Annotated in this window: 13 protein-coding genes and 1 pseudogene; 9 read left to right on the plus strand and 5 right to left on the minus strand. The window is 67.3% G+C overall.

The window, feature by feature from the left end; genetic code table 11:
- Positions 1–99: 99 nt before the first annotated feature.
- Entirely contained in the window at positions 100–363 is a 264-nt protein-coding gene (locus IM767_RS15780; RefSeq protein WP_109211944.1) for a hypothetical protein, read from the minus strand.
- Positions 364–708: 345 nt separating this feature from the next.
- Between IM767_RS15780 and IM767_RS15785 the strand changes: the two genes are divergently transcribed.
- From IM767_RS15785 to IM767_RS15795, 3 genes are all read left to right on the plus strand, one after another.
- Entirely contained in the window at positions 709–1,089 is a 381-nt protein-coding gene (locus IM767_RS15785) for a hypothetical protein (RefSeq protein ID WP_109211943.1), read from the plus strand.
- A gap of 144 nt (positions 1,090–1,233) precedes the next feature.
- Positions 1,234–1,617, plus strand: coding sequence for a hypothetical protein (locus IM767_RS15790; RefSeq protein WP_109211942.1), 384 nt, complete (start codon positions 1,234–1,236; stop codon positions 1,615–1,617).
- A 356-nt stretch (positions 1,618–1,973) separates the two neighbouring features.
- On the plus strand, positions 1,974–3,320 hold the full coding sequence (locus IM767_RS15795; RefSeq protein WP_239453471.1) for a DUF1254 domain-containing protein: 1,347 nt from the start codon (positions 1,974–1,976) through the stop codon (positions 3,318–3,320).
- Between the two features lie 179 nt (positions 3,321–3,499).
- On the opposite strand, the gene IM767_RS15800 is transcribed toward IM767_RS15795, so the two are convergent.
- Complete coding sequence (locus IM767_RS15800; protein WP_109211941.1) at positions 3,500–6,892, minus strand: nSTAND1 domain-containing NTPase; 3,393 nt, start codon at positions 6,890–6,892, stop codon at positions 3,500–3,502.
- Between the two features lie 147 nt (positions 6,893–7,039).
- Here IM767_RS15800 and IM767_RS15805 point away from each other — a divergent pair, with 147 nt between their 5' ends.
- On the plus strand, positions 7,040–7,774 hold the full coding sequence (locus tag IM767_RS15805) for a hypothetical protein (protein ID WP_239453469.1): 735 nt from the start codon (positions 7,040–7,042) through the stop codon (positions 7,772–7,774).
- Positions 7,775–7,954: 180 nt separating this feature from the next.
- On the opposite strand, the gene IM767_RS15810 is transcribed toward IM767_RS15805, so the two are convergent.
- The gene (locus IM767_RS15810; RefSeq protein ID WP_162564395.1) at positions 7,955–8,533 is read right to left on the minus strand and encodes a hypothetical protein; all 579 of its coding nucleotides are present in this window, start codon (positions 8,531–8,533) and stop codon (positions 7,955–7,957) included.
- 479 nt (positions 8,534–9,012) lie between these two features.
- On the opposite strand from IM767_RS15810, the gene IM767_RS15815 reads away from it, so the two are divergent.
- On the plus strand, positions 9,013–9,921 hold the full coding sequence (locus IM767_RS15815) for a TIR domain-containing protein (RefSeq protein ID WP_206759222.1): 909 nt from the start codon (positions 9,013–9,015) through the stop codon (positions 9,919–9,921).
- Positions 9,918–10,394: a hypothetical protein gene (locus tag IM767_RS15820; protein WP_109211938.1), complete on the plus strand. Its 477-nt coding sequence runs from the start codon at positions 9,918–9,920 to the stop codon at positions 10,392–10,394. Before IM767_RS15815 ends, IM767_RS15820 begins: the two co-directional genes overlap by 4 nt.
- 925 nt (positions 10,395–11,319) lie before the next feature.
- Here the strand turns inward: IM767_RS15820 and IM767_RS15825 are convergent.
- Positions 11,320–13,032 carry an MFS transporter gene (locus tag IM767_RS15825; RefSeq protein ID WP_162564394.1) on the minus strand — a complete coding sequence of 571 codons (1,713 nt, stop codon included), beginning with the start codon at positions 13,030–13,032 and terminating at the stop codon, positions 11,320–11,322.
- 1,111 nt (positions 13,033–14,143) lie between these two features.
- Here IM767_RS15825 and IM767_RS15830 point away from each other — a divergent pair.
- The 3 genes from IM767_RS15830 to IM767_RS15840 are packed head-to-tail and all read left to right on the plus strand — an operon-like array spanning position 14,144 to position 19,586.
- Positions 14,144–15,100 (plus strand): FHA domain-containing protein, encoded by a 957-nt coding sequence (locus IM767_RS15830; protein ID WP_162564393.1) that lies wholly within the window; start codon positions 14,144–14,146, stop codon positions 15,098–15,100.
- Positions 15,097–18,315: an ATP-binding protein gene (locus IM767_RS15835; protein ID WP_162564392.1), complete on the plus strand. Its 3,219-nt coding sequence runs from the start codon at positions 15,097–15,099 to the stop codon at positions 18,313–18,315. The genes IM767_RS15830 and IM767_RS15835 overlap by 4 nt, the downstream gene beginning before the upstream one ends.
- Positions 18,312–19,586 (plus strand): OmpA family protein, encoded by a 1,275-nt coding sequence (locus tag IM767_RS15840; protein ID WP_162564391.1) that lies wholly within the window; start codon positions 18,312–18,314, stop codon positions 19,584–19,586. Before IM767_RS15835 ends, IM767_RS15840 begins: the two co-directional genes overlap by 4 nt.
- A 2,301-nt stretch (positions 19,587–21,887) precedes the next feature.
- Here IM767_RS15840 and IM767_RS15845 read toward each other — a convergent pair.
- Positions 21,888–25,010, minus strand: a pseudogene (locus IM767_RS15845) (efflux RND transporter permease subunit); the annotation flags it as partial.
- Positions 25,011–25,166: the final 156 nt, after the last annotated feature.

The following is a 25,166-nucleotide window of genomic DNA, read 5'->3' on the forward strand; positions in this document are numbered from 1 at the left end:
CGACGCGGACCACGTCGTCACGGAACTCGCTCGGGTACGGCTTGGGCACAGCAACATCCTTCCAGGCCTACCCCTCGGGCAAGCCAGATCAGATGTCACCTACTCGTGCAGCAGTCCCATCGAAACGATCAGGGCGATGATGCCGAGGTTCTTCGCCTTGCCCGGCAAGAACAGTGAAACGAGCGCGAGGATGAAGCCGATCGGCAGCAGGATCCATCCGAGGATCAGTGCGCCGGGGATGCAGGCGAAGATGAAGCCGATACCAGCAACAATCAGCGCGATCAGGCCGAGGATGTTGCGAGGCTTCTTCTCGGCCGGCGGCTGCGGACCTTGCGGGGCTGGTGCGCCCGGCGCGGTGTACACCGGCGGTTGAGTGTGCTGTGGCGCGGGTGCCGCAAGCCCGGGCGCGGGTGCTGCGTATGCGGGCTGCTGAACGGGCTGCTGCGACGGGGCAGGCGGAACCGGCTGACCGGACTCCGGAGCCGCCCCCAGGGGCTCTTGTGTCATAGCCGGATTATGGCAGTGAGGGTCAGACAATCCTTCGCGATGCGGCGAGCGGTTACCAAGTTGTGGCTCAAGGTCTGCTTGCAGCGGCCGCCCGACAGTAGCGACCCTCGTCCGCGCTCGCCGCGTCAGCGGACGCTTCGTCAGCACCGCGCCGACGGCGACGCCCTGACTCCAGCGGGTTCTTCTGGATAGGGTCACAGCATGACAGCGCAGCCCGTTGCAGAGACGGACCCGACGGTGAAGCGACCCCGACGGATCGGTCGTGGCACCGTCCTCTTGCTCGGCGTCATCCTGATTCCCATGGTGCTGAATGTCGTGTTCAACAGCTACGGCGCGCTCACAGTCGACGGCGCGCTTCGCATGGCGTTCGCAACCGTTGCCGGCCAGACCCTCGCCATCCTTAGCGCGGTCACAGCTCTTGTCCTCACTGTGAAGCGCAGATACGCCTGGCCGGCCATCGTGGCGTTCACGATCATCACCGCAGTGGTCGCTGCCTGGGCATTTGGCAACATTGCGGCGGCCGGCGACTCCTTGCTCATCCGCCTCGACGTAATCGCCGAGGTAAATGAGCTCAACACCTGACGTCATCACCCTCCAGGGGGCCCGCATCAGGACGGGCTCCCGGACGACGGTGATCCGCGATTCAGCCAAAGCGGCTCGCTTCCGGCAGACCTCGCGGGCATGAGTCACGGATCGAGGTGGCGACGATCGCAATACTCTGGGGCCATGATCCTCGCCGCCTTCCGCCGTCGGCTCCGTGAAGGTGCGACCTTCGACGACTTCATCACTGCGTGGGGGGCCGACAAAGGGTTCGGCGTGCCTGCCCGAGTGTTCAACGCCGTCTCCCTCGACGATCCTCGCGAGGTGCTGTCAGTGGGCTTCGTCGACGTCGCCGCAGGGGATCTCGGGTCTGCCATCGTCGAGGTCAGCGATCAAGAGGCGGTGCGGCATTCACGGATCGACGAGGTCATTGAAAGCACGATCTTGCATTCGTATTACGACCTACGCGCTGAGCACGACTTCTCGTCCGACCCGCGTAGCGTCGAGATCGGCTCACTCACGAGCATGCTGACCGTCCTCGGGATGCCACCGACCAGCGACAACGCCTGACGGGTCCGCACCCGGTCAGGGGCCCGATCAGGCCCGGTCAAGGGCCCCAGCCGCGGGAGGATCGACGCCAACTCGTTGGTACAGGAACCCAAAGGCGGTCCGGCGAGGGAGTGAGATGTGGCGAGGCCGCGAGTCGACGCTGGAGTGAGCATCCAGATGAGGCTTCCGCTCTTGCAGCTCTCATCGACCGCACGTTGCAAGCCCAGGCATCGGAATGGAATGCACGCCAACGCCCCTCATTCGTTCGATGCGCGCAAGGGGATCCAAACGAACCTGAGGACTTCCCGCGATGGACCCTTCGTGGAGCTGAGGTTTGGGGCTTTCGTCGCGAGGTGTGATGCGGGAAGGATGGGGGCGTGGCAACCGACGAGCTGGACACGAACTTGCTGACCGAGTCGTGTCTGTACGGGTTCCCTCTCGTGTTCAACCTGGAGCAGGTGATCAGGATGACCACGACAGGGATCGGATCTACTCCGCCGGCGGCGTTCAATTCGTTCAGTCATGGACGTGCTCTTGCAGGACCGGCGGACACGTTCGTGTCGATCAACAACGACACGGTGTACTCGATGGCCACGGTCGATCTGAGCGTAGGTCCGGTGGCGCTTCATGTGCCCGAGACCGGTGGGCGATACTACGTTCTGCAGTTTGTCGACGCGTGGACGAACAACTTCGCGTACGTCGGACACCGCGCGACGGGCACCGGCGAGGGCGACTTCCTGCTCGTCGCTCCCGGTTGGGAGGGGGAGGCCGCCGATGGAGTCACGGTGATCCGGTTCCCGACGACGATCGCCGCGATCGTGGGCCGGTGGGCGGTGGGCTCGGCCGACGAGCTGCCGGCGGTGCACGCGCTGCAGGATGCGACGACCCTGACGCAGATGGATGCGGAGGCGATCCCGGCTGGACTAGACGCGCCGGATCCGACGGTTCCGGAAGCGCTCGGCTTCCTGGAGAAGCTGCGGGTGTGGTCGCAGCAGTTCCCCCCGGCTCCGCGCGATCGCGCCCTGCAGGAGTCCCTCGCTCCGCTCGGTATCGGCGAGAGCGGATCGTCTCCGTTCGTCGACCTGCCCGAGGAGACTGTCGCCTCGCTGGCGGCGGGTCTTGCCACCGGCAGGTCGACGCTGGAGAACGTGTTGAAGTCGGGGTTGAGCACTCAGGTCAACGGTTGGACGCTGGGCTATCACGTGTTCGACTACAACCTCGACTACTTCGAGGTCGGCACCGTCGACGATGACGAGTTCAAGATCTCCGATCCGAAGGCCCGTATCGCAGCGCGCGCGGGTGCCGCGCTCGGTGGGCTGTGGGGCAACCATGCCTACGAAGCGGCCTACGTCATGACGTACGTCGACGACCGCGGCGAGCAGCTCACCGGGGAGCACACGTACACGCTGCGATTCGATCCGCTTCCGCCGGTGAACGCGTTCTGGTCGGTGACGATGTACTCCCTCCCCGACTTCTTCCTCGTCGACAACCCGATCGACCGCTACTCCATCGGAGACCGCACCCCCGGGATCGTGCTCGCCGATGATGGGTCGCTGACCGTCACGATCAGCCATGAACGGCCACGATCCGACGTGGAGGCGGCCAACTGGCTCCCTGCGCCTGCGGGAGAGTTCCGACCGGTGTTGCGCATGTACGAGCCGGGCAACGCCGTGCTCGACGGCACCTACACCGTCCCCCCGATCATCCGTGCGCCCCAAACATGACCCGGAATCCCCTCGCGGGCGACGCCGTCCCGAAGGGAGCGTCGCTGGACTACGTCCCCGGCGCTTGAGTTCCGAACCGCACCCCCATGGGCACGCCTGGGGTCCGCGTGCGTGCACTGCCCGGATGGGGATCCCTCGAGCCGATAGGGATTGGGTCAGAACGGGGCTGCGTGGCCGGATCAGCCCGCTAGTCCCGGGTGGCATGCGGGCTCGTACACGCGGCCTCCGAAGAGCTGTTCCCATTCCTGCGCGTCGAGTGCCCGCCCGGCAAGCTCACATGCCCGTCGCTCCCAGGCGGTGGGCTCGGCCGTGATGACGCGGGTGACCCGGTGACTGTCTTCTTGGACGACGGTGCGCACGTCCTGCGCGACCTGATCGCTGTGCCGAACGGAGCTCGTCATACCGAGGTCCGTCCACCAGTCGTGAAGGTTCCAGGTGAGGATCGCGCCGTCAACCGCGGAGGTGACGAGCTCTCCGGTGGGGGCGAAGTCGACGGTTGTGACCGTGTCGTCATGCTCCCGCAGCGTTTGGGTCACCTCACCCGATTCGACTTCGGCGACGACGACGTCGGTGCCGGTGGCGATTGCGAGCTGATGGCCGTCAGGACTGAAGGTGGCGTCCGTTGCGACCAGCGACAACGGAACCGTAGCGGACGCCTCCAGCGCAGACAGGTCGACGATGCGTACCGACAGTAGGCCGTCGCGCACCGCGATCCGGTGACCGTCGGGACTGACGGCGAGCAGCCCCCGTCCGTCCACGCGACCGATTTCCGCTCCTGACGCCGTGTCGAGCACCACTGTGGGGCCGAATCCCCCCACATACAGCCGTGAGCCGTCGGGTGAGAATCCGAGTCTCGGCTGCCCGACCAAGCTGCCAGGATCGGCCATGGGGTCGACGACGCTCACATCCACGATCATGGGGCTGCCAGGGCTGGCGGCGGCGACTTTCCAGACAGCGACGGCGGCCGCTGAACGGACGTCGGTCCTCGGCGCGACCGCGGCCAGCAGTGATCCGTCGGCCGAGTACTCGATGTCGGTGGGCGCTGTCGCCAACCCGTCGTAGGTGACCACGCCGGAGCGGCTGCCGTCGAGCGAGATCGTTCCGATCCGCGTCCCCTCACAGTTGACCCCGGCGCAGCGCCCTGTGCCCTCGCTGAAAGCGACATCTCCCGACGCGGGATCCAGAGCGGAGGCCAGCATGGTGCCGCCGAATGGGCTGTACTCGCCCAGTTGTGATCGGTCTTGGAGATCGAACAGCCGCAGGTCCGCGTCCACATCGATCACGGAAGCGCGCACCCCATCTGCCCCGAGCGACATGCTGATCGGGGCGGGTTCATCTGTTCTGAAGATGCTGACCACACGTGGTGCGCGGGAGAGCACTCTCACGAGGTTGACGCGGGTTTCGGGGCTGTCCCAGAGCTGTATGGCCTCCACGGCGGTCAGCAATGCTCGATCCAGTTCCGGTTCGTTCAGCGCCAGAGCAGCGACTCTGCGCGCCTCGGCAACCGTCCCGCGTTTCGCTGCGTTATCCGCCTGCCACCCGGCTATGAGTCCAGCTCCGATGACCGCGATTGCCAGACCGGCGGCGCCTGCCGATAACCAGGAGAGCCGTCGCACCATGCGCCGCTCCTTGCGCAGTTGACGCTGGGCGGCCCGTAGCGTCGCGTCCTCGTTCGCTACGCCGTGGTCGAGGAAGTCCCGCTCAACCGCGCTCAGCGCGGGGTCGGCGGACTCACGCCATCGCCGCGCTATCGACAGTCGGGGGCCACGGTACAGCTCGCTCTCGGGCCGACCCATTCCGTCCCACGCCGTAGCGGCGGAGGCGAGGTGCCGCATGATGCGCTGGCCCTCGAAATCGTCTTGCAGCCATTCCTTCAACCTGGGCCACTCGCGAGCGAGCGCCTCGTGCGACACTTGCACCGATTCCTCGTCGGCGGTGAGCAGGCGGGCATTCACAAGTCGATCGACGATCATCGCGTGGCCGTCGTCGGGTGCGACCAGACCCCGCTCGACGCGGCGAGAGATCAGTGCGCCGTCCGGGGATGCCTCCACCAGGCGCAGCAGGATGTGGCGCAGCATCCGCTCCTCATCGGCGGAGAGTGAGGCGAACACGTCTTCCGCGGTCTTCGCGATTGCTCCCCCGATCGATCCGGACAGCTGATACCCCTCGACGGTCATGACCCGCCCCTCACGGCGGGACCAGACCTGCCGCAACACGTGAGACAGCAGGGGGAGCGCGCGGCCGTCGGCATCGCGAACGAGGATCTCGACCAGGCCTGGCTCGAGGATGAGGCCGGCTTGATCCGCAGGCTTCTCGATGACGGCTCTCGCGCCCGCTGGACCGAGCGGGGTGAGCATGAGCAGGTGCGACTGGACGAGTTCAGCGAATCCGGCATGATCGGCCAGGTCGCCCAGGCGATCCGCGCGGATCGCGACGACGACCATCCCCCGGAACACCATCGTGGAGAGTGTTTCGAAGAACTCACGGATCTCGGCAGGATCCTCCGCGGCGAAAACCTCCTCGCACTGATCAACGATGAGCAGCGAGTCCCCGGCCGTGAGCGGCACGTCGTGAATGGACTCGATCGGATGCTGACCCGGCGTGACGATCGCGACCTCCCGTCCGCGAGCAATAACGTCGGCACCGATCCCTGCCCGCACGAAGGATGACTTGCCGACACCGGATGACCCGGAGACCAGGAGCACGCCGTCCTCCTCCAGCACGCGTAGGGCTCGAGCCAGCTCCTGTTCACGGCCGAAGTAGCGGTCGGCGTCGGCAAGGCCTGCCGGGGGCAGCCCGAAATACGGGCACTCCGGACTCGCCACCCGGAACACCCGCTCGGAGAGCAGCGAGGCATCCTGCCGGAGGATCGCCTGCTCGAGCTCGGCGAGTTCCGTTCCCGGGTCGAGCCCGAGCTCCGCGTTGAGCAGACCTCGCGCCCGTCGGACGGTCGAGAGCGCATCCGCCTGACGACCCTGGCGGTACTGCGCGAGGGCGAGCACCACCCAGCGTCGCTCGCGCAGCGGTGCTTCGGCCACCCGCGCTCGTGCCATGGCCGCGACCTCCTGCACATCCCCCGCCTGCAGCCGTGCCTCAAGCAGCTGTTCCTCCACGGCGTCACGCATCTCCTGCAGTCGATCTGCTGCGATCCGAGCCGGCGGCCAATCAACGAGCTCCGGCAAAGGATCACCCCGCCACATCGCCAGTGCTTCGGTGAAGGTGTGTGCGGCACGGTCTGGGTCGCCGAGCTCGAGCTGCTGTGCGCCACGGGCCACCAGCTTCTCGAACTGCTCCGCATCGACTTCGAGATGACCCGGAAGGAGGCGATATCCCACGGCGGTGGTTTCCACCACTGCCGGCGCGATGGCCCGCCGCAGCCGCATCACACAGCCGGGAATGACCTTCGACCACGACGCCGGCAGGTGATCCCCCCACAGCGCCGTCGCGAGAGACTCGACAGAGACCGATGCGCCGAGGCGGACCGTGAGTGCAGCCAGCACCGCTCGATCACGCGGAGCCAGTCGGATCCTGCCCTCGTCGAGCACCAGCGCACCCAGGACGCGCACCTCCATGACCCCACTGTCCGCCCGCCGCCGACATCCGTCAAGGTGGGTGATACCAGGCTGTTATCGCTTGCTCGCGCGCCGGTATCGTGCTGATATCGACGAGTCCTCTACTGGTCGGTGCAGCACCCGCTGCACAGACTGAAGGGAACTCCCATGTGGACTTCACAGGTTCAAACCAGCGCCGCTCGAAGGCGCCGCCGGCAGGCGATCGGCGCCGCCCTCTCGTTGCTTGCCTCCGTGGCTCTCGTGGCCTGCACGGCAAGCGATACAGCCCCCACGGCAGCGCCCGGAGACACGGAGGAAGTTGCTCCGCTCCCCGACTCCGGTGACATGCAAAGCCTGGAGGCGGGCACATACCTGGTGACCGGCTTCAACGTCCCATTCGAGATCACGGTCCCCGACGGCTGGGAATCCTTCGGGTGGGGTGTTCTCAAGGAGGTGGACGATACGTGGCAGGTGTTCGTGAACTTCCTACCTCCCACGTCAGTACCCACAGAAGCGTGCAAGTGGCAGGGCACCTTCGTCGAGACCCCCTCCGTGCAGAATTACGTGGACGCCATGGCAGCCCAGACGTCGACCCAAACGACCGCACCAGTCGAGATCACCATGGGCGACTACTCTGGCCTGGAGTTCGAGTACACCGTCGAGGACGACGTCGATTTCACAGAGTGCGACGAGGACCGTCTCTGCCTCTTCGCCGACTCGGGTGCCAGCACCTGCACCCGCACATACGGCGACGCAGCCCATCGCGAAACAGAACGAGTTCTCGACCTCAACGGTGAGCTCGCAATGATCGCCGTAGGTCAGTTCAAGGAGGTCGACCCGACGCTCACCGCCGAGGCACGCGCCGTATTCGACTCGATCGCATTCGATACACCGGCCCGTTGAACCACCGCGGTCTCTGCTCGCGAATTCTGCGGCACCTCGACCGGTTGAGGTTGATCGAGCACGACATACCCGATGCGCGCTGACGCCCCCTCACCGTTCGCCGCACGCTAGGGGATCCCCAAACGGGCAGTGCCCGTGAGTGGGGCTTCCGCGTTCACCCCTCGAAGGTTGCCCAGCCGATCACGCGTCCTCTGCAACCTGCAAGCCGCGCTGCCGGATTGTGTCGTAGCCAGCAGCGTGGAGGATCCCGAGCTCTCGGGGATCACGGCCAGCTACGCGGTTGAGAGTGAACTCCTCGGGGAACTTTTCAAGCAGCAGTCGCTCGTGCTCGAAAGGGACGCCGGTGCGAGCAGCGTAGATGCGAGTAGTGTCCAGAGCCCGAAAGCTGTCGATCGACAGGATGGAGGTGGTCACCGTCCCGAAGATTAGGCGGTCCAGCGGCTTGCTGTTCGTCCAATGCTGGCGGATGCGTTTCATCACCCCGACCTGCGGGCTGGTCGTGCCGACGTACACCTGTTTGTAGTCGTCGAGCACCATCACGTAGACGCCCGGAACCGCGTCCCACTTAGTCAGATCGGTCACCTCCCGCACGCCAGCGATACCTCGTACCGCGGCCTGCAGCGCGTCCTCGAATTCGGCCATGTCGAGGCGCGCGGAGTATGCCATGTTCAGGTCGAAGTTCTCCAGCGCCAGCGCCCGCCTCCGAGCGCACCAATCGTCGGAATAGGTGCGGTGATCCTCGTCGGCGAAGTCGTCCATCCGGGCGTCCCACATTCTCGGGGAGAACTCCCGCGGGACCCAGAGCGAGTTGCGAGTGCTCACCAGCGTGTAGGTGTCCCGTGACAGCCGTAGCCCATGTACGGATCCCTGCTGCACGCGGACACCGAAATGCGTCTCCGCCACTAGTCGCGCGACATGACCCTCACAGGCATTCCGGTCATGGCCGGAGTGCGCGGACCAGTCGCAGTACTCGACCGTGATCGTCCCCATCCGGCCAGCGTACGCACCGGAGTTCGCTGGCATGGTGATGTCGTCGCCCGTCGCGGATCACCGAATCCCTCAACGCGCACGCGCTCTGCAGAGTCGGGGGCAGTGGTCGGGCGCGGTCCCCAGGACCTCGAGGCAACGCACATGGTGAGCTTCAATGAACGCCGATGTCGGGGGCGACTCGTAGCGTTAGCCCTGGGAGCCATTAATTCGCGCGTGGGCACAGCCCGCCACACGCAAGGGGAGCATCGTTGAAAAGCCCGAGTGATACGCGGTCGGTCTTCGTAGTACATGGACGCAATGAGTTGCTGCGCAAGGCCATGTTTGACTTTCTTCGTAGCATCAACTTGTCCCCAATGGAGTGGACGACTGCGGTCGAGCTGACCGGGGAAGGTTCGCCGTACATCGGGCAGGTGCTCGACGCCGCATTCGAGCATGCGACCGCCGTCGTGGTGCTTATGACACCAGACGAGATCGCCTATCTGCAGCCGCGCTATGCGAACGGCGAGGGTGATATCGAGACTCAGCCCGCGGCGCAGGCTCGGCCAAACGTGCTCTTTGAAGCAGGAATGGCCCTCGGTCGTGATGCGAAACGGACTGTGCTGGTCGAGGTAGGCGAGGTGCGGCCTTTCAGCGATGTTGCCGGTCGTCACGCCATCCGGCTGACCAACTCTTCGACGAGCCGCCAGGCGCTCGCAACCAGACTCAGGACCGCAGGCTGTGATGTCGATCTGACAGGGACGGACTGGCACACTACGGGCGACTTCACACCTCCGCCACCACCCGGCGACGGACTTGCGCTCGGTCGACGCTTACCGAGCGCGAGCGCGATCCGTAAGCCAATCGACTTCGACCTCAAGTACTTCAACAAGGGCGGCAGCCGTATCGACAAGCTCCAGGTGATCAACCGCGGTACGGAGACCGCGTACGACGTCACGCTCACCGTGCCGGAAAAGGCGGGTATTGACCTGCGCTCGACCGGACTCCCCGTTATTCCCAAGATTCCCGGCGGCGGACGTTCGGTGACCATTGACGTGATGACCTCGCGCATGGTCTTCGGCGGTGCGGGGATGGATGACGCTTTCGACGTCACGATCACTGCGCGCAGCGATAGCGGCGAGCAACATCGCCAGGACGTGTTTCTCGACATGAACGGATGACGACCGTGGACGAAGAGATTCGAGTATCCGTGAGCCTTCCTCTCGACGGCGACGGCTTCCTTCGCCGCGAGTGCCCCACGTGTGAGCGAGAGTTCAAGTGGTTCAACCATGACGAAGGCGATCCGAACGCCGAGCCGGCGACCCAGTACTACTGCCCGCGGTGCGGCGAGCCCTCCGGTCTTGACTCTTGGTGGACGCCGGCTCAGCTTGAGTACGGCTACGGCAGCGCTGGTGGGGCGATCGAACAGGTCGTCCAGGACACGATGGCCGAGATGTTCAAGGGCATAAAGGGGTTCACCTACAAGCCCAATCCATCGTTCAGCCTGGACATTGAAACGCCTGATCCGCTCATCGAACCGGACGACATGGTGATTGTCGAGCCGCCGTGCCACCCCAATGAGCCGCTCAAGGTGCCTGACGAAGCTACCGAACGGGTCTTCTGCCTTGTTTGCGGTACTGAGTTCGCCGCGTAACGCAGCGGAATTCTTACCCGTCAGGATCCCCATTCGGGCAACGCACGTAAGCGGGACGACACGACGGTCTTCGGGACGTTCGATCGGCATCCTCTTGCGGCCCGGTAGCGGGCATCGGGAAAGGACGTCCAGGAGTGAGCAGGTGGTCGTGTGACATCGGGGGCCGAAAGCGACCTCTCGTCCATTCGCTGGCGGTGCCCTGACGCCGGCCGCTCATCGCGCTGCGGTTCACTCCGTCGCTATCCAGGGGACTGAGCACCCTGAGGGTCCCATTAGGACCGAATCGCACCAGGGCGGCTGCGCAGTCTTGGGTAGTCGCGCCATCACTTTAAGGCCGGGATTCGGGGGAACGGCCCTGTCCACCGGCGGGTTGTGCGAGCAGCCGCAACTTGAGAAGGAGTCGGCGCGTGCATGCGCGAGCCGCTCCAGCTGGTCGAGTTGCCGATGATCCCAACGCTGGCCCCAGACTCAAGGCCCCGAAGCTGGTCGGCCTCGTCGTGCATCTCGATCAGGATCGACAAGTCAGGATTGAAGTGCTTCACCTACCAATTGTGCAAATGCTCCAGCGGGCGTGCCGCGAAGCCGAGCTTGATACCCAGCTTGCCTGCGGCGGCGCCCGCGGGGCGATCGGGACAGTGCCTCCATGGCGAAGGTCGCTGTCGTCTCGAGCGCGCTGCTAGCAGCCCCGACCCAGGACGGCGCGCCGCCGAGCGCCATGGTGACGTACTCCCGCAGGTATGGCCCCTTGCGCCCGCGCCAGTCCTCTCGATCCTCGCGGAACTTCGCCGCACCGGTTCGAACTGCTCGCGAAGCTCTGCCACCTGGGGCCAGTAGTCGTCCGCTGAGGTCGATCTCTTCACGGCTACGGCGCTCGCCTTCAATCGCAGGATTCGAGCTGGGAGGCGCGAAGCTCGTCGGCAAATCGTTAAGGGCGTTTCCGTCGTGGCTTACCGGGGAACCGTTCACGCCACAATCGGCGGGCGGAAATGGTGTAGGCAATCGCGAGCCCTGCAACGCTCAGTAGCGCGAGAAGCAGCAGCCCGGCGGTTAGGAACTGATCGAACCAGTTGATTGCCGGGTGGAGCCAGGGCCATAACTGCGCCCATTCGTCAGCCCCGAATCGGATTGCCATCAGTATCGCTGTCGCGCCCGCGGCGAGCACCCAGATCGATGGGCTTCGGAGGCTCCGTGCGAAACGCGATGCGCGCCTTCCGGCGACGATGAGCCAGTACCCGATGACGACCAACACCGCCCCGTACGCGAGGAGGCCGAGGTAGGCGTTCTGACCCGGAACGCTATAGAACGGGTTGCCGCTTGCGCCCGCGTTCGCCGACACCAGGACTAGGACTGCCGCGGTGGCGTACAGGGTGAAGCCGATCAGACGGCCGCGATCCGGGCGAGCGAGGTAATGCCCCGCGAGCGCGACCAAAGCCAGGACGTACGTCACGACAGGGATCTGGAGAAGGTTCCGGTCCGGCAGCAGGGTAGCTAGCAGGACCGAGATGACGCTCACGCCGATCAAGATCGCGGCGGTCCACGCCGCGATCGCTGATAGTCGGATCCTCGAAGCTGACGGGGGCGGCGGGTGTAGCGCGCGCATTCCAGCGATCCATCGACTTCGTCGTCGCCACCCCGGCCTGGTTCTGGTACCGGAATGCGTGGCGCCAGCGACGCTGCGTGCTGCGAGCGCTCCTCCCGCTGCTTGGTTCGTGGCGCGGGCCCGGTCGAACATCAGCTCAATGAGGAGAGATGCCGCGACACCGAGGAACGCACCGGAAAGGAGAAGGCTCAAGTTCGAAACAGTGCGCCCGACGGGGTCCGTCCAAGTTGCGTATCCGGGCCTGAGCCCGTCAACGCTTGTTGCCTGCCAAACCACCGAGGTCGCCCAAGGTTCAGCCGATGAATAGTGCCGGTGATTCACCGTCGGGAGTGTGTACGTTGAAAGGCCGCGTGGCTCAGAGTCCGAGAGCGACTCCGTTGCTGTGGCGTTCAATTCGACTGTGAAGGTCGACCGGCCATCCAGTGCCTCGAGTTGAACATCCTGCGCGCCTGGGGCGGACCGGGGTCCTTGGCTGACGATCTCAGGTGTGCGTGCGACTCGGACTCCCGCTGACGAGTCCACCCAGCGAGCGACCGGCGTGCCGCGGAACTGGGCAGGTACAGGACGCCCGACGCCCTCAAGCTGGAACCCGCCGTCGCGGAAGGGGAGCCTGACAAACTGCGTGATGCCGTCGGGTCGTTCCACGCCCTCATAGCCCTCAGAGCAAGGCGAGATGGTCTCGAAGCTACCGGTCTCATACATCGGACCGCGTTCGGCGTCGGGGTAGTGGAGGCCCGAAAGTCGCGCGTCGCATGTCAGAAACACATAGACGTTGAAGGAATCCGTGGAGGGCACGTCCGACGAATTCGACTCCGCGTCCGACGAGATCGCCACCGTCACTTCGCCTGTGGCGCCCACAGACCAACGCAGATTCACTTGGACGCCGGGCTTGTCGGCCAGCACCTCGACTCTGTCATTGAAGCCGTCGGCGAGCCCCCCCGATGGCGATGCCGCTTGCACACCCAGACTGATGCCGAGCGCTGCAAGAACAATCGCGGCCACGACGACCGACCCGGCGAACCTGGACCGCTGAGTCACACGTTGGACCACTAGCCACCTCCATCGGTTCTTGCAAGAAAAGCAGTCCAACGGTGTGCGATTGATCGGAACCAACGCCAACCTGGCGGGACCACGTGATGAAACTGTGCAGGCACGATGCGGGTGGTGCCATCATCCTCCAACGTGATGGCGGGCAACACCCTGATCAGTGAGAGTATTCAATGCGGCTCTCGGGGGGGTGAAGCTCAGATTGCAGCCGTTGCTTCGATCGGGGTCGGTAGGGCCACTGCGACACCTGAGGAGGGCGGACTCGACGAGGACTCTGAGCGCTACCGACATGTCAATAGCCCGGTCGAGCCGGTTGACGGCGCATACCAGGCGATCAGGGTCACAACTGCTTCAGACGGTGGTCCCCTGGACGGCGACTGGCGCTGGCATGCGAGTCGCACGGACACCGCAGATCTCGATGGGTGCCAAGGTGCTCGGTGGTCCGCCTCCGTTCGACGAGGATCTGATCGCCCCCTCCGGCCCCGGGTCCCTTGTGTACGCGGCACCTAGTTTGGAACAGGAGAATCCACTTCGTTCTCTGGCCCCCCCGACTCAGGAAGCAGCGAGCTCGTAGCCGGGTGTTCGATCACCGCCAACACCCCCGGACGCAACCCAGCTGTGTATTGGCGGTCGGAGTCGAACGACCCCGACCTCTCAACCGGGAAGCGCGATGGACCGACGCCACTGGAACTGCGATCGCTCATGCTCAGCTGCTCGTCGCCGGCGTGCTGTGGGGGGTCGCCGCGTCGGTTATCGTCGAGTTCGCGCTGGATGCGCTTCGCGAGCGGAGCCGACGAGATTTCTAAGACCGCCACGCTATGGAAACCCGAGCCTCGGGTGTCGTCCTGGCTTGCCGGGCTAATCTGCGCGTGGACCGTGTTAGAAAGAGCATCACCTCGCTGCACGAAGTTCGTCGTCTGGCTCTGGCCCCGCACACTGGTCGGCGCTGTGGCGGGCTGCGCCGTATCCGCGCTCCGGCTTGGGCGCGTGAGAGGTGGTCGTCTTGACAGGCTCAGCGGGCCCGGAGGAGACTCGCGCCGGAGGGTGAGTCCACACGAGGATGCTCCTCGTGGGCAACTCTGCCACGATTCGGTGGGGCGCGATGAGCACGGCAGTTCTCGAGATCGCCAAGCACGACGGTTCGGTCGAACAGGTCCGAATCGACGCCGGATCGACGTTGGTGATCGGTCGCGGGGCGGATGCTGACATCAGGGTCGATGACCCGCACGTCTCATCTACGCACGCCGTCGTGACCAGCCGCGGCGGGCAGGTGACGATCGACGACCGCAAGTCGGCGAACGGTACGTCGGTGAACGGACGCCGGATCGATGGAGGCTGCGTGCTGCATGACGGTGACATCCTCGAGTTCGGCTCCACGCGGGCCGTCATCCGATTCGGAGCGACCGCGGGAGACGACGGGGTTCCGACGCCGGCTGCTGCCTCCCCGGGCGGGCAGGACCACCTCCCGTTCGAGCAGCCGATCGGGCATCCGCCCGCGATGGTCGCTGCGCCGCCCGACCAGCCGCTCCTCTCGCCCAACGCGACGCCGAGGTACGTCGAGCGCGTCGACGCCGAACTCGAGCGCGAGAAGCCGGCCGACGAGCGCTCGGCAGGCCCCGACGCGCGCGCCTCAGGTCGAGGGGGAGACGTCGAGGGGGTCGTCACCCGCGTGCGGATTCCCGAAGCGAACGGCAACGCGGTCTTCTCCATGGAGCTGCGCACGCCCGCCGGCGACTCGGTCGACGTGCGCCGCGTCTTCGCGTTCCCGTTCGGCGTCCCCTACGTGGCGGAGGGACACCAAGTCGTGGTCCGGGGGCGGCGGAGGCCCGCCGGGCAGGTCGTCCCGACCTGGATCGAGAACCGGACAACCGGGGTCGTCTGGCGGTCCCACCGGCTCCTCTGGTCGCTCGTGCTCTCGGTGGTGATCGCGGTCATCCTCTACATGGTGCTCCTCGGCCAGCGGGCGAACGCGTTCCCAGCAGCCACGCTCGGCGAGACCGGATGCTCGACGTCGGTCTCGGCGCCCGCGAACCGGCTGGACGGGCGGCTCGGCCCGTGAACCAGCTCAACCTGTCCAAGCGGGTCGCTGGGCGGATCGCCTACCTGCAGGGGGCGGCGAGGAGCGAACGGCTCGTCGACGACGCGGCTGGCGAACTCTTCGTCCCCGGGACCCGGTACGAATTCGAGGTGGGTGGCATCGGCCGCGACGACAAAGAGCCGGCTCCGCCGCCGACTGACCCGGCGACGTGGCGCATCCCGTTTGAAGGATTCCTCGCCGGCGCCTACGCGTACCGCATCCCGGTGGCCTTCCGCGTCGGCACCGACGACGTGGGCGGCGGCATCCGGGTGCACCTGGGAACGTGGTCCAGCTCGCCGGGCGCCGACGAGCGGTGCCGCCGCCGGCTCGAGGTGTTCATGTCGATGCTGCGCGGACTCTACCCCCGCGTCGACCTGGGGCCAGCGCGGGCCGTATCCGCGGAGGCCGATGCGTCCTCGGGCGCTCGGGGCCTGCAGCTCGTGACCGGGTTCCCCACCCCGCGTGCGCCGATCGGCGGCGACAACACGTTCCCGATCGATCGCCTGGTGCGCGCGATGGGACCGGCGCGGTGGAGCGCCACGATCCTCGCCGCGCCGGAGCCCGAGTCGGTTCCCCGATCCGTCCGCGAGGCGCTCACGGCCGAGATCGACCTGGCGCTCGGCGAGCAGCGGGCCGCCGGCATCGAATCGCCCATTGTCGAGCAGTGGAAGGAGCTCGCGAAGCCCTTCTTCGACGATCTCGTCGAGGCCGCCTCCAACGGCGCGTGGCGAACCGCGGTCTTCCTCCGCGCCGACCCGGGCCTGCTGCCGGTGCTCGCCGCCGTCTGGCGGAGCGTGCACACCGGCGGCCGCCCGATCGCGGACGGCATCCGCGCGATGCCGGTGGACTCACCGCGGCTCGCGCAGGAGGTCACCCGGTCGTGGACCTTCCCGCTGGGTCGCCCGCGGGCCGAAGGCGGCCCCTACGCCTACCCGTACGAGTATCAGAGCCTGCTGAGCTCGCGCGCGCTCTCCGCGTACGTCCACCTGCCGACCCGGGAGGTCCCAGGATTCCATGTGGACGTGGTGCCCCGCTTCGACGCGGTCCCGGTCGCGTCCGACGGCGCCGGGTCCATCCCCCTCGGACGGGTCATCGCCGGCCCTGCGGGACGGACCGGACCGCGCGATGCCGCCGTGGACACGCTCGGCGATCCGGTCACCGTCAGCACCGAGGCGCTGAACCGGCACCTCTTCATCGCCGGAGTCACGGGCTCCGGGAAGACGACGACGAGCGTCAACCTGCTCCGCCGGCTCGACGAGCAGCGAGTCCCGTTCCTGGTCATCGAGCCGGTCAAGCGCGAGTACCGGCAGCTGGCCGTCGAACTCGAGGGGGATGCCTCGTCGGCGACGCTCGCGCGCGCGGTGACCATCCTCACCGTCGGCGGGGAGGACGGCGTACCGCTGAGCATCAACCCGTTCGAGGTCGGCCCGGGCACGACAGTGGGCGAGCACATCGACCTACTGCGCAGCGTGTTCGCGGCCAGCTTCGGGGACATGTGGACCCCGCTGCCGCAGGTGCTCGAACTCTGCATGCTGAAGGTGTACCGCGACCGCGGATGGGACCTCCCCACCGGCCGCAACGCGCGCCTCGGACCCAAGGACGACCCCGCCCTCGCCTTCCCGACGCTGGCCGACCTCACCGGAGCGATCGACCCGATCATCGACGAGTTCGGGTTCGACCCCGAGGCGCGCGGCCGGGTGCACGGCTCCCTCCGGAGCCGGATCGACGGGCTCCGCGCGGGCAGCAAGCGCGCCATCTTCGAGACACGCTCGCCCTTCCCCGTGGATCGCCTCCTGTCCGGGCCGGCGGTCGTCGAGCTGGAACGATTGGCGGATGCCTCGGACAAGGCGTTTCTTATCGGTCTGCTGCTCATCCGGATGACCGAGGCGTTCCGTGCGTCGATGCGGGCCGGCTCGGCCGCGGTGAGGCCCGGGACGCTCCGCCACGTACTGGTCATCGAGGAGGCGCACCGGCTGCTCGCCAAGGCGACGGACACGACAGGGCAGGGTGAAGCCCGGAGGAAGGCCGTCGAATCGTTCTCAGACCTCCTCGCCGAGGTGCGCGCCTACGGGCAGGGCATCGTCGTGATCGACCAGGTTCCCACGAAGCTCGCACCCGACGTCCTGAAGAACACCGGGACGAAGATCGCGCATCGAACGGTCGATCGGGAGGATCGGGAGGCGCTCGCGGGGGCGATGGCGATGACCGACGCGCAGACGCTCGCACTTGCCACGCTCGGCCGGGGCGAGGCCGCCGTGTTCGGCGACGGCGACGACGCGCCGGTCCTCGCACGGATCGATCCGCCACGGTCCGGCACCCCGGTGGCCACGCCGGCAGAGCCCACGGCCAGGGCCTTCGAGCCCACGCACTGGGCGTGCGCCCGAACCGACGGGGGCGCGGGCCAGCGCGAGTGCACCGCCGCGTCCGACCTCAGCGAATCCGCGGAGCTGCGCCGCGGCGTCTCGCGTATCGCCACGGCCGCGACCCGTGCGCCGGATCTCGCGGCGCTGGACGGCGAAGAACTGCGGCAGCGACTGCAGCGCGAGGTGCCCGCGGGGCTCGACGGGCACGTGCTCGTCGGATGTCTGGCGGCGCGCACCGCCGAGCGGCTCGCGGAGGACTGGGGCACCCGCCGAGGGTGGACCTTCGGGGACACGAGAGCCTTCGCCGAGACGCTGCTGCCCGTCATTCTCACCGCGCTCCAACCCGGACATGCCGAGCAGGACGGATGGCTCGCCCGATACCAGACCATGACCGCCACGCTAATGCGGCGGATCGTCGACCCGTACCCGCACTGCAGCCGGATCTGCACAGGTGACCTGGCCGGGCTGTGCCTGTTCCGGTCCGCGTCGGAGGCGGCCATCGAGCACGAGGAACTGCAGAGCGCCTGGCTGGAGGCTCGCAACCGCGACGCCGGGGAGAGCGCCGGATACCGCCACACGTGGAGCGTGGCCAAGTACACGCTCGCCGGCGAGGTCGTCGGACGCGGTCCGGCCGACGACACCGTGCGCGCGGCGGCTCGATGCGTCGCGCAGATCGCGCTCGAATCGGAACGGCCCGCCTGGCCGCCCTGGCTCCGGAGCGAGTTCATGGACCAGCTGATCCTGACCGGCGACGCGCCGGCGACGCCCGACCCGATCGCGCCGGCGTCCGCCGTGGCCGAGGGGCCGGCAACGGCGGAGGAGGCGGCACCGTGAGCTCACCCGGAATGGGCGGCGTGAATCCGCCCCCACCCCCGCCGCCCCCACCCCCGCCACCTCCACCACCTCCACCACCACCTCCACCACCACCGCCACCGCCCCCTCCCGCGGGCGCGGCATCGAAGCCTGGTCAGCCGGGTGCCTTCGGCCCGGGCCCGGCTGCCGCGAAGGAGGCGTCGTCGCGTCGCCCCGATGCTTCGAAGGAGGAAACCCTCGAGCGACAGCGCATCAGCACGAGGGGCCGCGAGGAACGGCTGCCGGTCGTCGGCTTCCCATTCGGTCTGGCCTCGATCGCGCCGGACCAAGGCGAGCAGCTCATCGCCAACCTCGAAGCGATCTACGGCCAGAATCTCTACGATCCGAAGGCGATCATCAGCGTCGAGGCCCACGCGAGCCGCCCTGGCTCGCAGGAGCGCAATCAACAGCTCACCGAACGCCGTGCCGATGCAGTCGTGCAGCTTCTGCGTCAGGCCGGCGTCCAGGGACGAGTCGAGGTCCAAGCGTCAGGGGAGGAAGCGGCACGCACGGGCGAGACGCGGATGGCGCTCGATCGGACCACCCAGCAGCCAAGCGACCGAGAGCCTCGCGACGATTTCGACAACGCCGAGTATCGGGTGGCCACCGTGAGGGTCGACTTCGACCCTCAGGAGACCGACGTGGTCTTCGAGGAATCAGATGATCTGACCGGGAATCTCCGCGATGGTGCACGCCTGACGGATGAGCTTCTTCGGCCCGAAGCCGAGCGCATTCGGGAGAAATACCCACTGGAAACGAATCCCTTCGGCGAGGACCCGTCATCGGATCCCAAAGTTTTCCTCCGACAGGTCGGCAAGGTGGTAAAGCGGGCGGTTCGAGCAGCGAGAAACCCCGCGAAGCTCTTGGCCGCACAGAGCGTGGGTCTCGGATACGAGGCTCTCGTCCGTACCCGGCAACGGCAAGAAGTCCGCGACCGACGCCAACCGCTTCATCAAGCGCAGGCTGACGGGCTCGCTGCCGGCCTCGCTCCAGGCAGCGCACCTCCACCCCCCGCTGATCCCGCCGCGCGACAGATCTACGAGCGGGTGCGCGATCAGGCGGCGCAACTCAGCGAAGCCGAGAAGCACAAGGTGGCGATGTACCTCAACGAGCACTATCGCCTCGGCGATATCAGCCGGAAATTCGACGCCCCATCCTATGAAGCCATCGAAGACGACGAACTCGACGGTGGCTCGCTCGCAGGCAAGGCGGCCTCCTTCATCGAGGCCAACCGACGGTGGACTCGCGAGTGAGCCTCGGGAGCGGCAGGCCGTAGATGTCGGACTCGGGTGGTGGCGGCGACGGCGGAGGATCCGGCGGCGACGGAGGCGGATTCGGCGACGGAGGCGGATTCGGCGACGGCTCGTTCGGAGCGGAGGTGGACGTTGCCCCTCCTCCGCCGCCCGGGATCGCGCACGGTGCACCGGGCGCAACCGGACCACCGCCGCCCATGCCGCCGCTGCCCCCTAGTCCGGGCGCCGGGGGCGGGCTCCAGGAGCCGAAGACCTCAGAGGCTCCGCCACTCCTGTTGCTGCGACCCTGGGCGCCCGGTGCGCCCGGCGGCACACCACCCGCGGCTCCGTCGCCCCCGTCGGGCTCTCAGACGAACGCCCCGGAGCGGGGCGCGGACCTCCAGCAGGGCGAGCAGGATCGCGGCAGTTGGTTCGTGATTCTCTTCCTCGACAATGTCATGCCCGAATACATGGTCGATTTCGATGCGCCCCAGAAGAAGCGGCGGAAGCCGTGGCGCTTCGGTTGAGACGAAGGGCCCCCTGAGTCGGTCTGCAAGGCTCGTCCCGTGTTCGACGACTTTCAGACCGCGACGATCGAGACCGGTGACGCGAGCATCTTCGTCCGGTGCGCGGGTGCCTGTCCGAGAATCGGGACTCGATCTCGAGCGCTCGACCGGCGGCTGGCTGACCCAGCGAAGCCGCTCATCGGACTTGATCGTGCATGCTTGTTCAACGCTATTGGAATCGAAAGGGTCGAGGCGAGCCGAGACGTTCGCACACGCTGGGGTGGGTCGAATGCACGACCGGCAAGAAACGACTGGTCAGGACGAGTTGAGTCGAGGTTTCGTTCCCTCGCGCGAGGCGTGGGGGCTGACTGAGCGGCATCCATCGGATTAGGAGTCAGCCACTGCTCGGACGTTTCGTTGGAGTCTCTCTCGCTGCCCGCATGCCGGTCCTCCAGCGGGCAGACCTCGCCGGGGTCGGACCCTCGTTGCCTCATATGCGCGTGTTGCACGAATAGCCCGCACGGTGAAGGTGCTCGCGTGGGTGCCTTTAACGCGCGACCTCAAAGGCGGCGCCGGCCGCGCTCGATCGGCGAGGAACGCCGAAGGCGACGGAGGCCGCGGGAGCGGCATCCGTCGCCTTCGAATCAGTGACGGGTCAGTGGTCGCGGCCGGAATCGTCGTGCGGGTAATCCTGGTGGGAGTGGTCCGGGTCTGCGTCGGTGACACCGGGCACCTCGGCGTCCGCCTCAGCGGCAGCAGACTCATCAGACACCGGTGAGGACTCGTCGGCTGCGGTGGTCGTCGGCGACTCGACGAACCCGTCGCCCGAATCGACCCAAGGAGACTCTTCCGAGGTCGGCTGGGGCTCGTCGACTGGTTCGCCCGAGGCGGCCTCCTCGCTCGCCTGGTCCGCCTCGTAGCTTTCCGCGCCGTCGTCCGCCGTGTCGAGGTCGGGTTCAGCCGTCCTCGAGCTCTCGTCGTGCGACGCACCCTCGGGCGCGGGAGCACTCGACGGCACGGAATCGATGATCGTCGGCGGCGCGGCAGCGGGCTCGGCGGGTGCCGACTCCCCCGGCTCGCCTGACTCCGGCACCTGCACCTCGTCGATCTCCGGCGCCGAGCCGGTCTCGTGCTGAGGGCTCACAGAAGCGACCTCGCCACCCTCGGAAGCACGGGCCTCGGCACCGTCGGTCTGCTCATACTGGGCGCCGTTGGCCGCCTCGGGCTCGTCGACCAGCGGCTCGGGCGCGTCCGGGGCGCCAGCCTCGGCGTCGTTCGACCCCTCCGGCTCGTCGATCTGCGGCTCATCCGCCGACGACGCACTCGACTCCGTCGCTGGCGCCTCGGCCGCCTCCGCGGAGCGCTCCGGGTCCACCTCGTCCGCACCAGCGACGTCAGCCACCGGCTCCGCCCCACCCACGACCTCGTCAGTCTGCTCCTCCGCCGCAGCAGCAGCCTCGGCCGGCGCCGGCGTGGAGTCCGACACCTCGATGTCGGGGCCTTCCTCGATCTCGGGCACGGCGATGCCGGCGGTGTCGGCAGCGACCACGCCGCCGGCCCCACGCTGACGCCGCTGGCGGCGCGTCTCGAACGCCATTGCACCCGCCGCACCCGTCGCACCGGCAACCGCGGCACCGGACGCACCGGCATCGCCGGCGACCCCGTCCCCGCCAACGCCACCCGACGCGCCATCACCAGAACCAGAACCAGAACCAGAGCCGTCACCAGAACCAGCACCAGCACCACCGGCAGCGCCGACCCCGGCGCCCACGAGCACGCCCGCTGTCGCGGCATCCGTCCCGCCTTCAGGTCCCTCGCCCACGGGCGCCGGGCCATCGCCGCCACCATCGCCGTCAAGGCCACGGCGGCGCGCAACGCGACGCTCGCGTGCACCCTCGACGAGGTTGTACAGCGTGGGCAGCACGAGCAGCGTCAGCACGGTCGACGACACGAGACCGCCGATCACGACGATCGCGAGGGGCTGCGAGATGAACCCGCCCTGGCCGGTGATGCCGAGTCCCATCGGGATGAGGGCGAAGATCGTCGCGAGCGCCGTCATGAGGATCGGGCGAAGACGGCGCGAGCCTCCGGCGATCGTCGCGTCGTGCGCCGAGAGACCCTTCTCGCGGTACTGGTTGATGAGGTCCACGAGCACGATCGCGTTCGTCACCACGATGCCGATGAGCATCAGCACGCCGATGAGCGACGCGACGCCCAGGGGCACGCCCGTGATGATCTGCAGCAGGATCGCGCCGGTCGCCGCGAACGGCACCGAGATGAGCAGCAGCAGCGGCTGACGCAGCGACTTGAACGTCGCCACCATCACGATGTAGACGATGAGGATCGCGGCGAGCAGGGCGAGGCCGAGCTGTGAGAACGCGTCCTGCTGCTGGGTCACGACTCCGCCGAGCGAGGCATCGGCCGACGACGGCAGGTCGGCGTCTTCGAGCGCGGTGGTCACCGAGGCCGAAGCGGTCGCGAGGTCGTCGGTCGACGGGGTCACCGTCACCGTCGAGGTGCGCTGACCGCCCTGCGTCGTGATCGAGGTGGGGCCTTCGCTCTCTTCGACGGTCGCGACGTCCGACAGCGGGATCGGACCGGTCGCGCTCGGCACGGGCAGCTGGCGCAGCTCGTCGAGCGAGGCCGGAGTCTCCGATGCGGCGAGGTACACCGTGAGCGCGGTGTCGTCGATCTCGACCGAGCCGATCGACTGCGGCTGCATCGTGTTCGACACCAGCGCGCCGACGGCGACCTCCGAGAGGCCGAGCTGCGCCGCCTTGTCGCGGTCGACCGTCACGGCGATGTACGGCAGCGAGGCCGAGAGGTTGCTCGTGACCTGGCCGACGCCGTCGGTGTCTTCGACGGCCGCGATGACGGCATCCGTCGCCGTCTGCAGCGTCTCGGAATCGGGCGCCGTGACGTCGATCTCGATGTCGCTGGAGCCGAAGCCGCCGCCCGCGGCGGAGATCGTGATCTCGCCGGCGTCGTCGAGGTCGGCGACCGCGCTCTGCACCTCTTCCCGGAGGGCAACCTGGTCGGCGCCAGGATCGGTCGTGATCGAGTAGGTGATCCCGCTGCCGCCGCCCGAGAAGGCGTCGCGCAGGGCGGAGCCGCTCGATCCGATCGACACCTGCACGGTCTCGATGCCGTCGATGTCGAGGAGCACCGCCTCGACCTGCTCGGCGGCCGCGCTCTCGGCCTCGAGCGACGGCGCGGGGCCGATGTCCTGCGTCATCGTGAAGGTGTTCTGACCGGAGTCGCCGAGGAAGTTCGTCTTCATGAACGGCGCCGCGGCGATCGTGCCGGCGAGCACCAGCACCGCGAGGCCGAGCGTCACCCACGAGTGCTTGAGCGTCCAGCGGAGGATCGGCAGGTACGACTTCTGCAGACGGCTCGGCGGCGCCGCGGGGTCTTCGGGGTCGATCGCGACGCCGTCCTCGGTCAGGATCGGCTTGCCGGGCTTGAGGAACCAGTAGGCGAGCACCGGCACGATCGTGAGCGCGACGAACAGCGACGCGGTCATCGCGATCGTCACGGTCATCGCGAAGGGCCGGAACAGCTCGCCGGTGACATCGCCCACGAAGGCGATCGGGAGGAAGACCGCGACGGTCGTGATCGTCGAGGCCGTGATCGCCGAAGCGACCTCGCGCACGCCCCGGAGGATCGCGACCTTCTTGTCGGCGTCGCCGACATAGTGCCGTTTGATGTTCTCGATGACGACGATCGAGTCGTCGACGACGCGTCCGATCGCGATCGTGAGCGCACCGAGGGTCAGGATGTTCAGCGAGTACCCGAACGCCTGGATGCCGATGAAGGTGATCAGCACGCTCGTCGGGATCGAGATCGCCGCGACGAGCGTCGAGCGCACCGACAGCAGGAAGACGAAGATCACCAGCACCGCGAAGACGAGGCCGAGCAGGCCCTCCTTCGCGAGGGTGTCGATCGACTCCTGGATGTACGGCGCCTGGTCGAAGACGACCGTGAACTCCGCGCCGTCGAGCGAGTCCTCGAGGTCGGGCAGGATCGCCAGCACGCCGCGCGAGACGTCGACGGTGTTGGCGGCAGGCAGCTTGGTGACGGCGATCGTGAGGGCCGGCTCGCCGTTCACGCGCGACACGGTCGTGACCGGGTCGGCCTCCTCGGCGACGGTCGCGACATCGGCGATCGTCTTCGCCCCCGCGACGAACTGGTCGGCGGTCGAGGGCACCAGCGGCAGCGCCCCGATCTCGTCGACGGACGTGATCTTCGCGCCGGTCTGCACCGTGAGCGTCTCGTCGCCCTCTGTGACCTCGCCGCCGGGGAACAGCACGCCGTTCTGCTCCAGCGCATCGCGGATCGCCTGCTGCGTATAGCCGGCCTCGGTCAGCGCGGTCTGGTCGGGCGTGATGGTGACGCGCTGGCCCACGCCGCCGACGATCTCGGCCGCGTTGACGCCCGGCACATCCTCCAGGTCGGGGATGACGGATGCCTCGAGCTGCGACTGGATCGTCGCCTCGTCGTCGTAGCCGGTCACGGCCAGCTGGATGACGGGGAAGTCGTCGATGCTGGCCGAGATGACGTTCGGCTCGACGCCCTCGGGAAGCTGCGCCTTGATGCGGTTGATCGCCTGCGTCATCTTCTGCTCGGCGGTCGCGAGGTCGGTGCCGTAGGTGAAGGCCGCCTGCACGATGGAGGCATTGGTGGTGCTCGTCGCGGTCGACGACTCCAGCCCGGGAACGCCCTGGATGGCGGTCTCGATCGGCACCGAGACGTCGTTGCTCACGACCTCGGGCGAGGCGCCGGGGTAGGTCGAGACGACGATCAGGGCGGGGAACTCGATCGACGGGATGAGCTCCTGCTTGAGGTTCGTCAGCGCGAGTCCGCCGAAGATGGCGGCGACGATCGTGATGAGCGCGATGAGCGCGCGGTTCTTCAGACTCAGAACGGCGAGGTTCGACACACGGAGGCCTTCGCTGGTGAGGGATGGTGCAGGCGGCGATCTCGATACTCGAGGCGACGTCATCGGCCCCGCACTGCATCCGGCGGGCGACGATCGGCCTGCCGGATACGGAGATGTATCGATTTCAGTATTTCATGCTGTTCTCATATGAGTTTC

Origin of the sequence: Microbacterium ureisolvens, assembly GCF_015278315.1 — a bacterium.
GTDB lineage: Bacteria > Actinomycetota > Actinomycetes > Actinomycetales > Microbacteriaceae > Microbacterium > Microbacterium ureisolvens.

Excerpts from the sequence above, each read along its gene's own strand:
- IM767_RS15800 (WP_109211941.1), bottom strand. The coding sequence starts at position 6,892 with ATGGAGGTGCGCGTCCTGGGTGCGCTGGTGCTCGACGAGGGCAGGATC.
- IM767_RS15830 (WP_162564393.1), top strand. The coding sequence starts at position 14,144 with ATGAGCACGGCAGTTCTCGAGATCGCCAAGCACGACGGTTCGGTCGAA.
- IM767_RS15785 (WP_109211943.1), top strand. The coding sequence starts at position 709 with ATGACAGCGCAGCCCGTTGCAGAGACGGACCCGACGGTGAAGCGACCC.
- IM767_RS15810 (WP_162564395.1), bottom strand. The coding sequence starts at position 8,533 with ATGGACGACTTCGCCGACGAGGATCACCGCACCTATTCCGACGATTGG.
- IM767_RS15790 (WP_109211942.1), top strand. The coding sequence starts at position 1,234 with ATGATCCTCGCCGCCTTCCGCCGTCGGCTCCGTGAAGGTGCGACCTTC.
- IM767_RS15820 (WP_109211938.1), top strand. The coding sequence starts at position 9,918 with ATGACGACCGTGGACGAAGAGATTCGAGTATCCGTGAGCCTTCCTCTC.
- IM767_RS15805 (WP_239453469.1), top strand. The coding sequence starts at position 7,040 with ATGTGGACTTCACAGGTTCAAACCAGCGCCGCTCGAAGGCGCCGCCGG.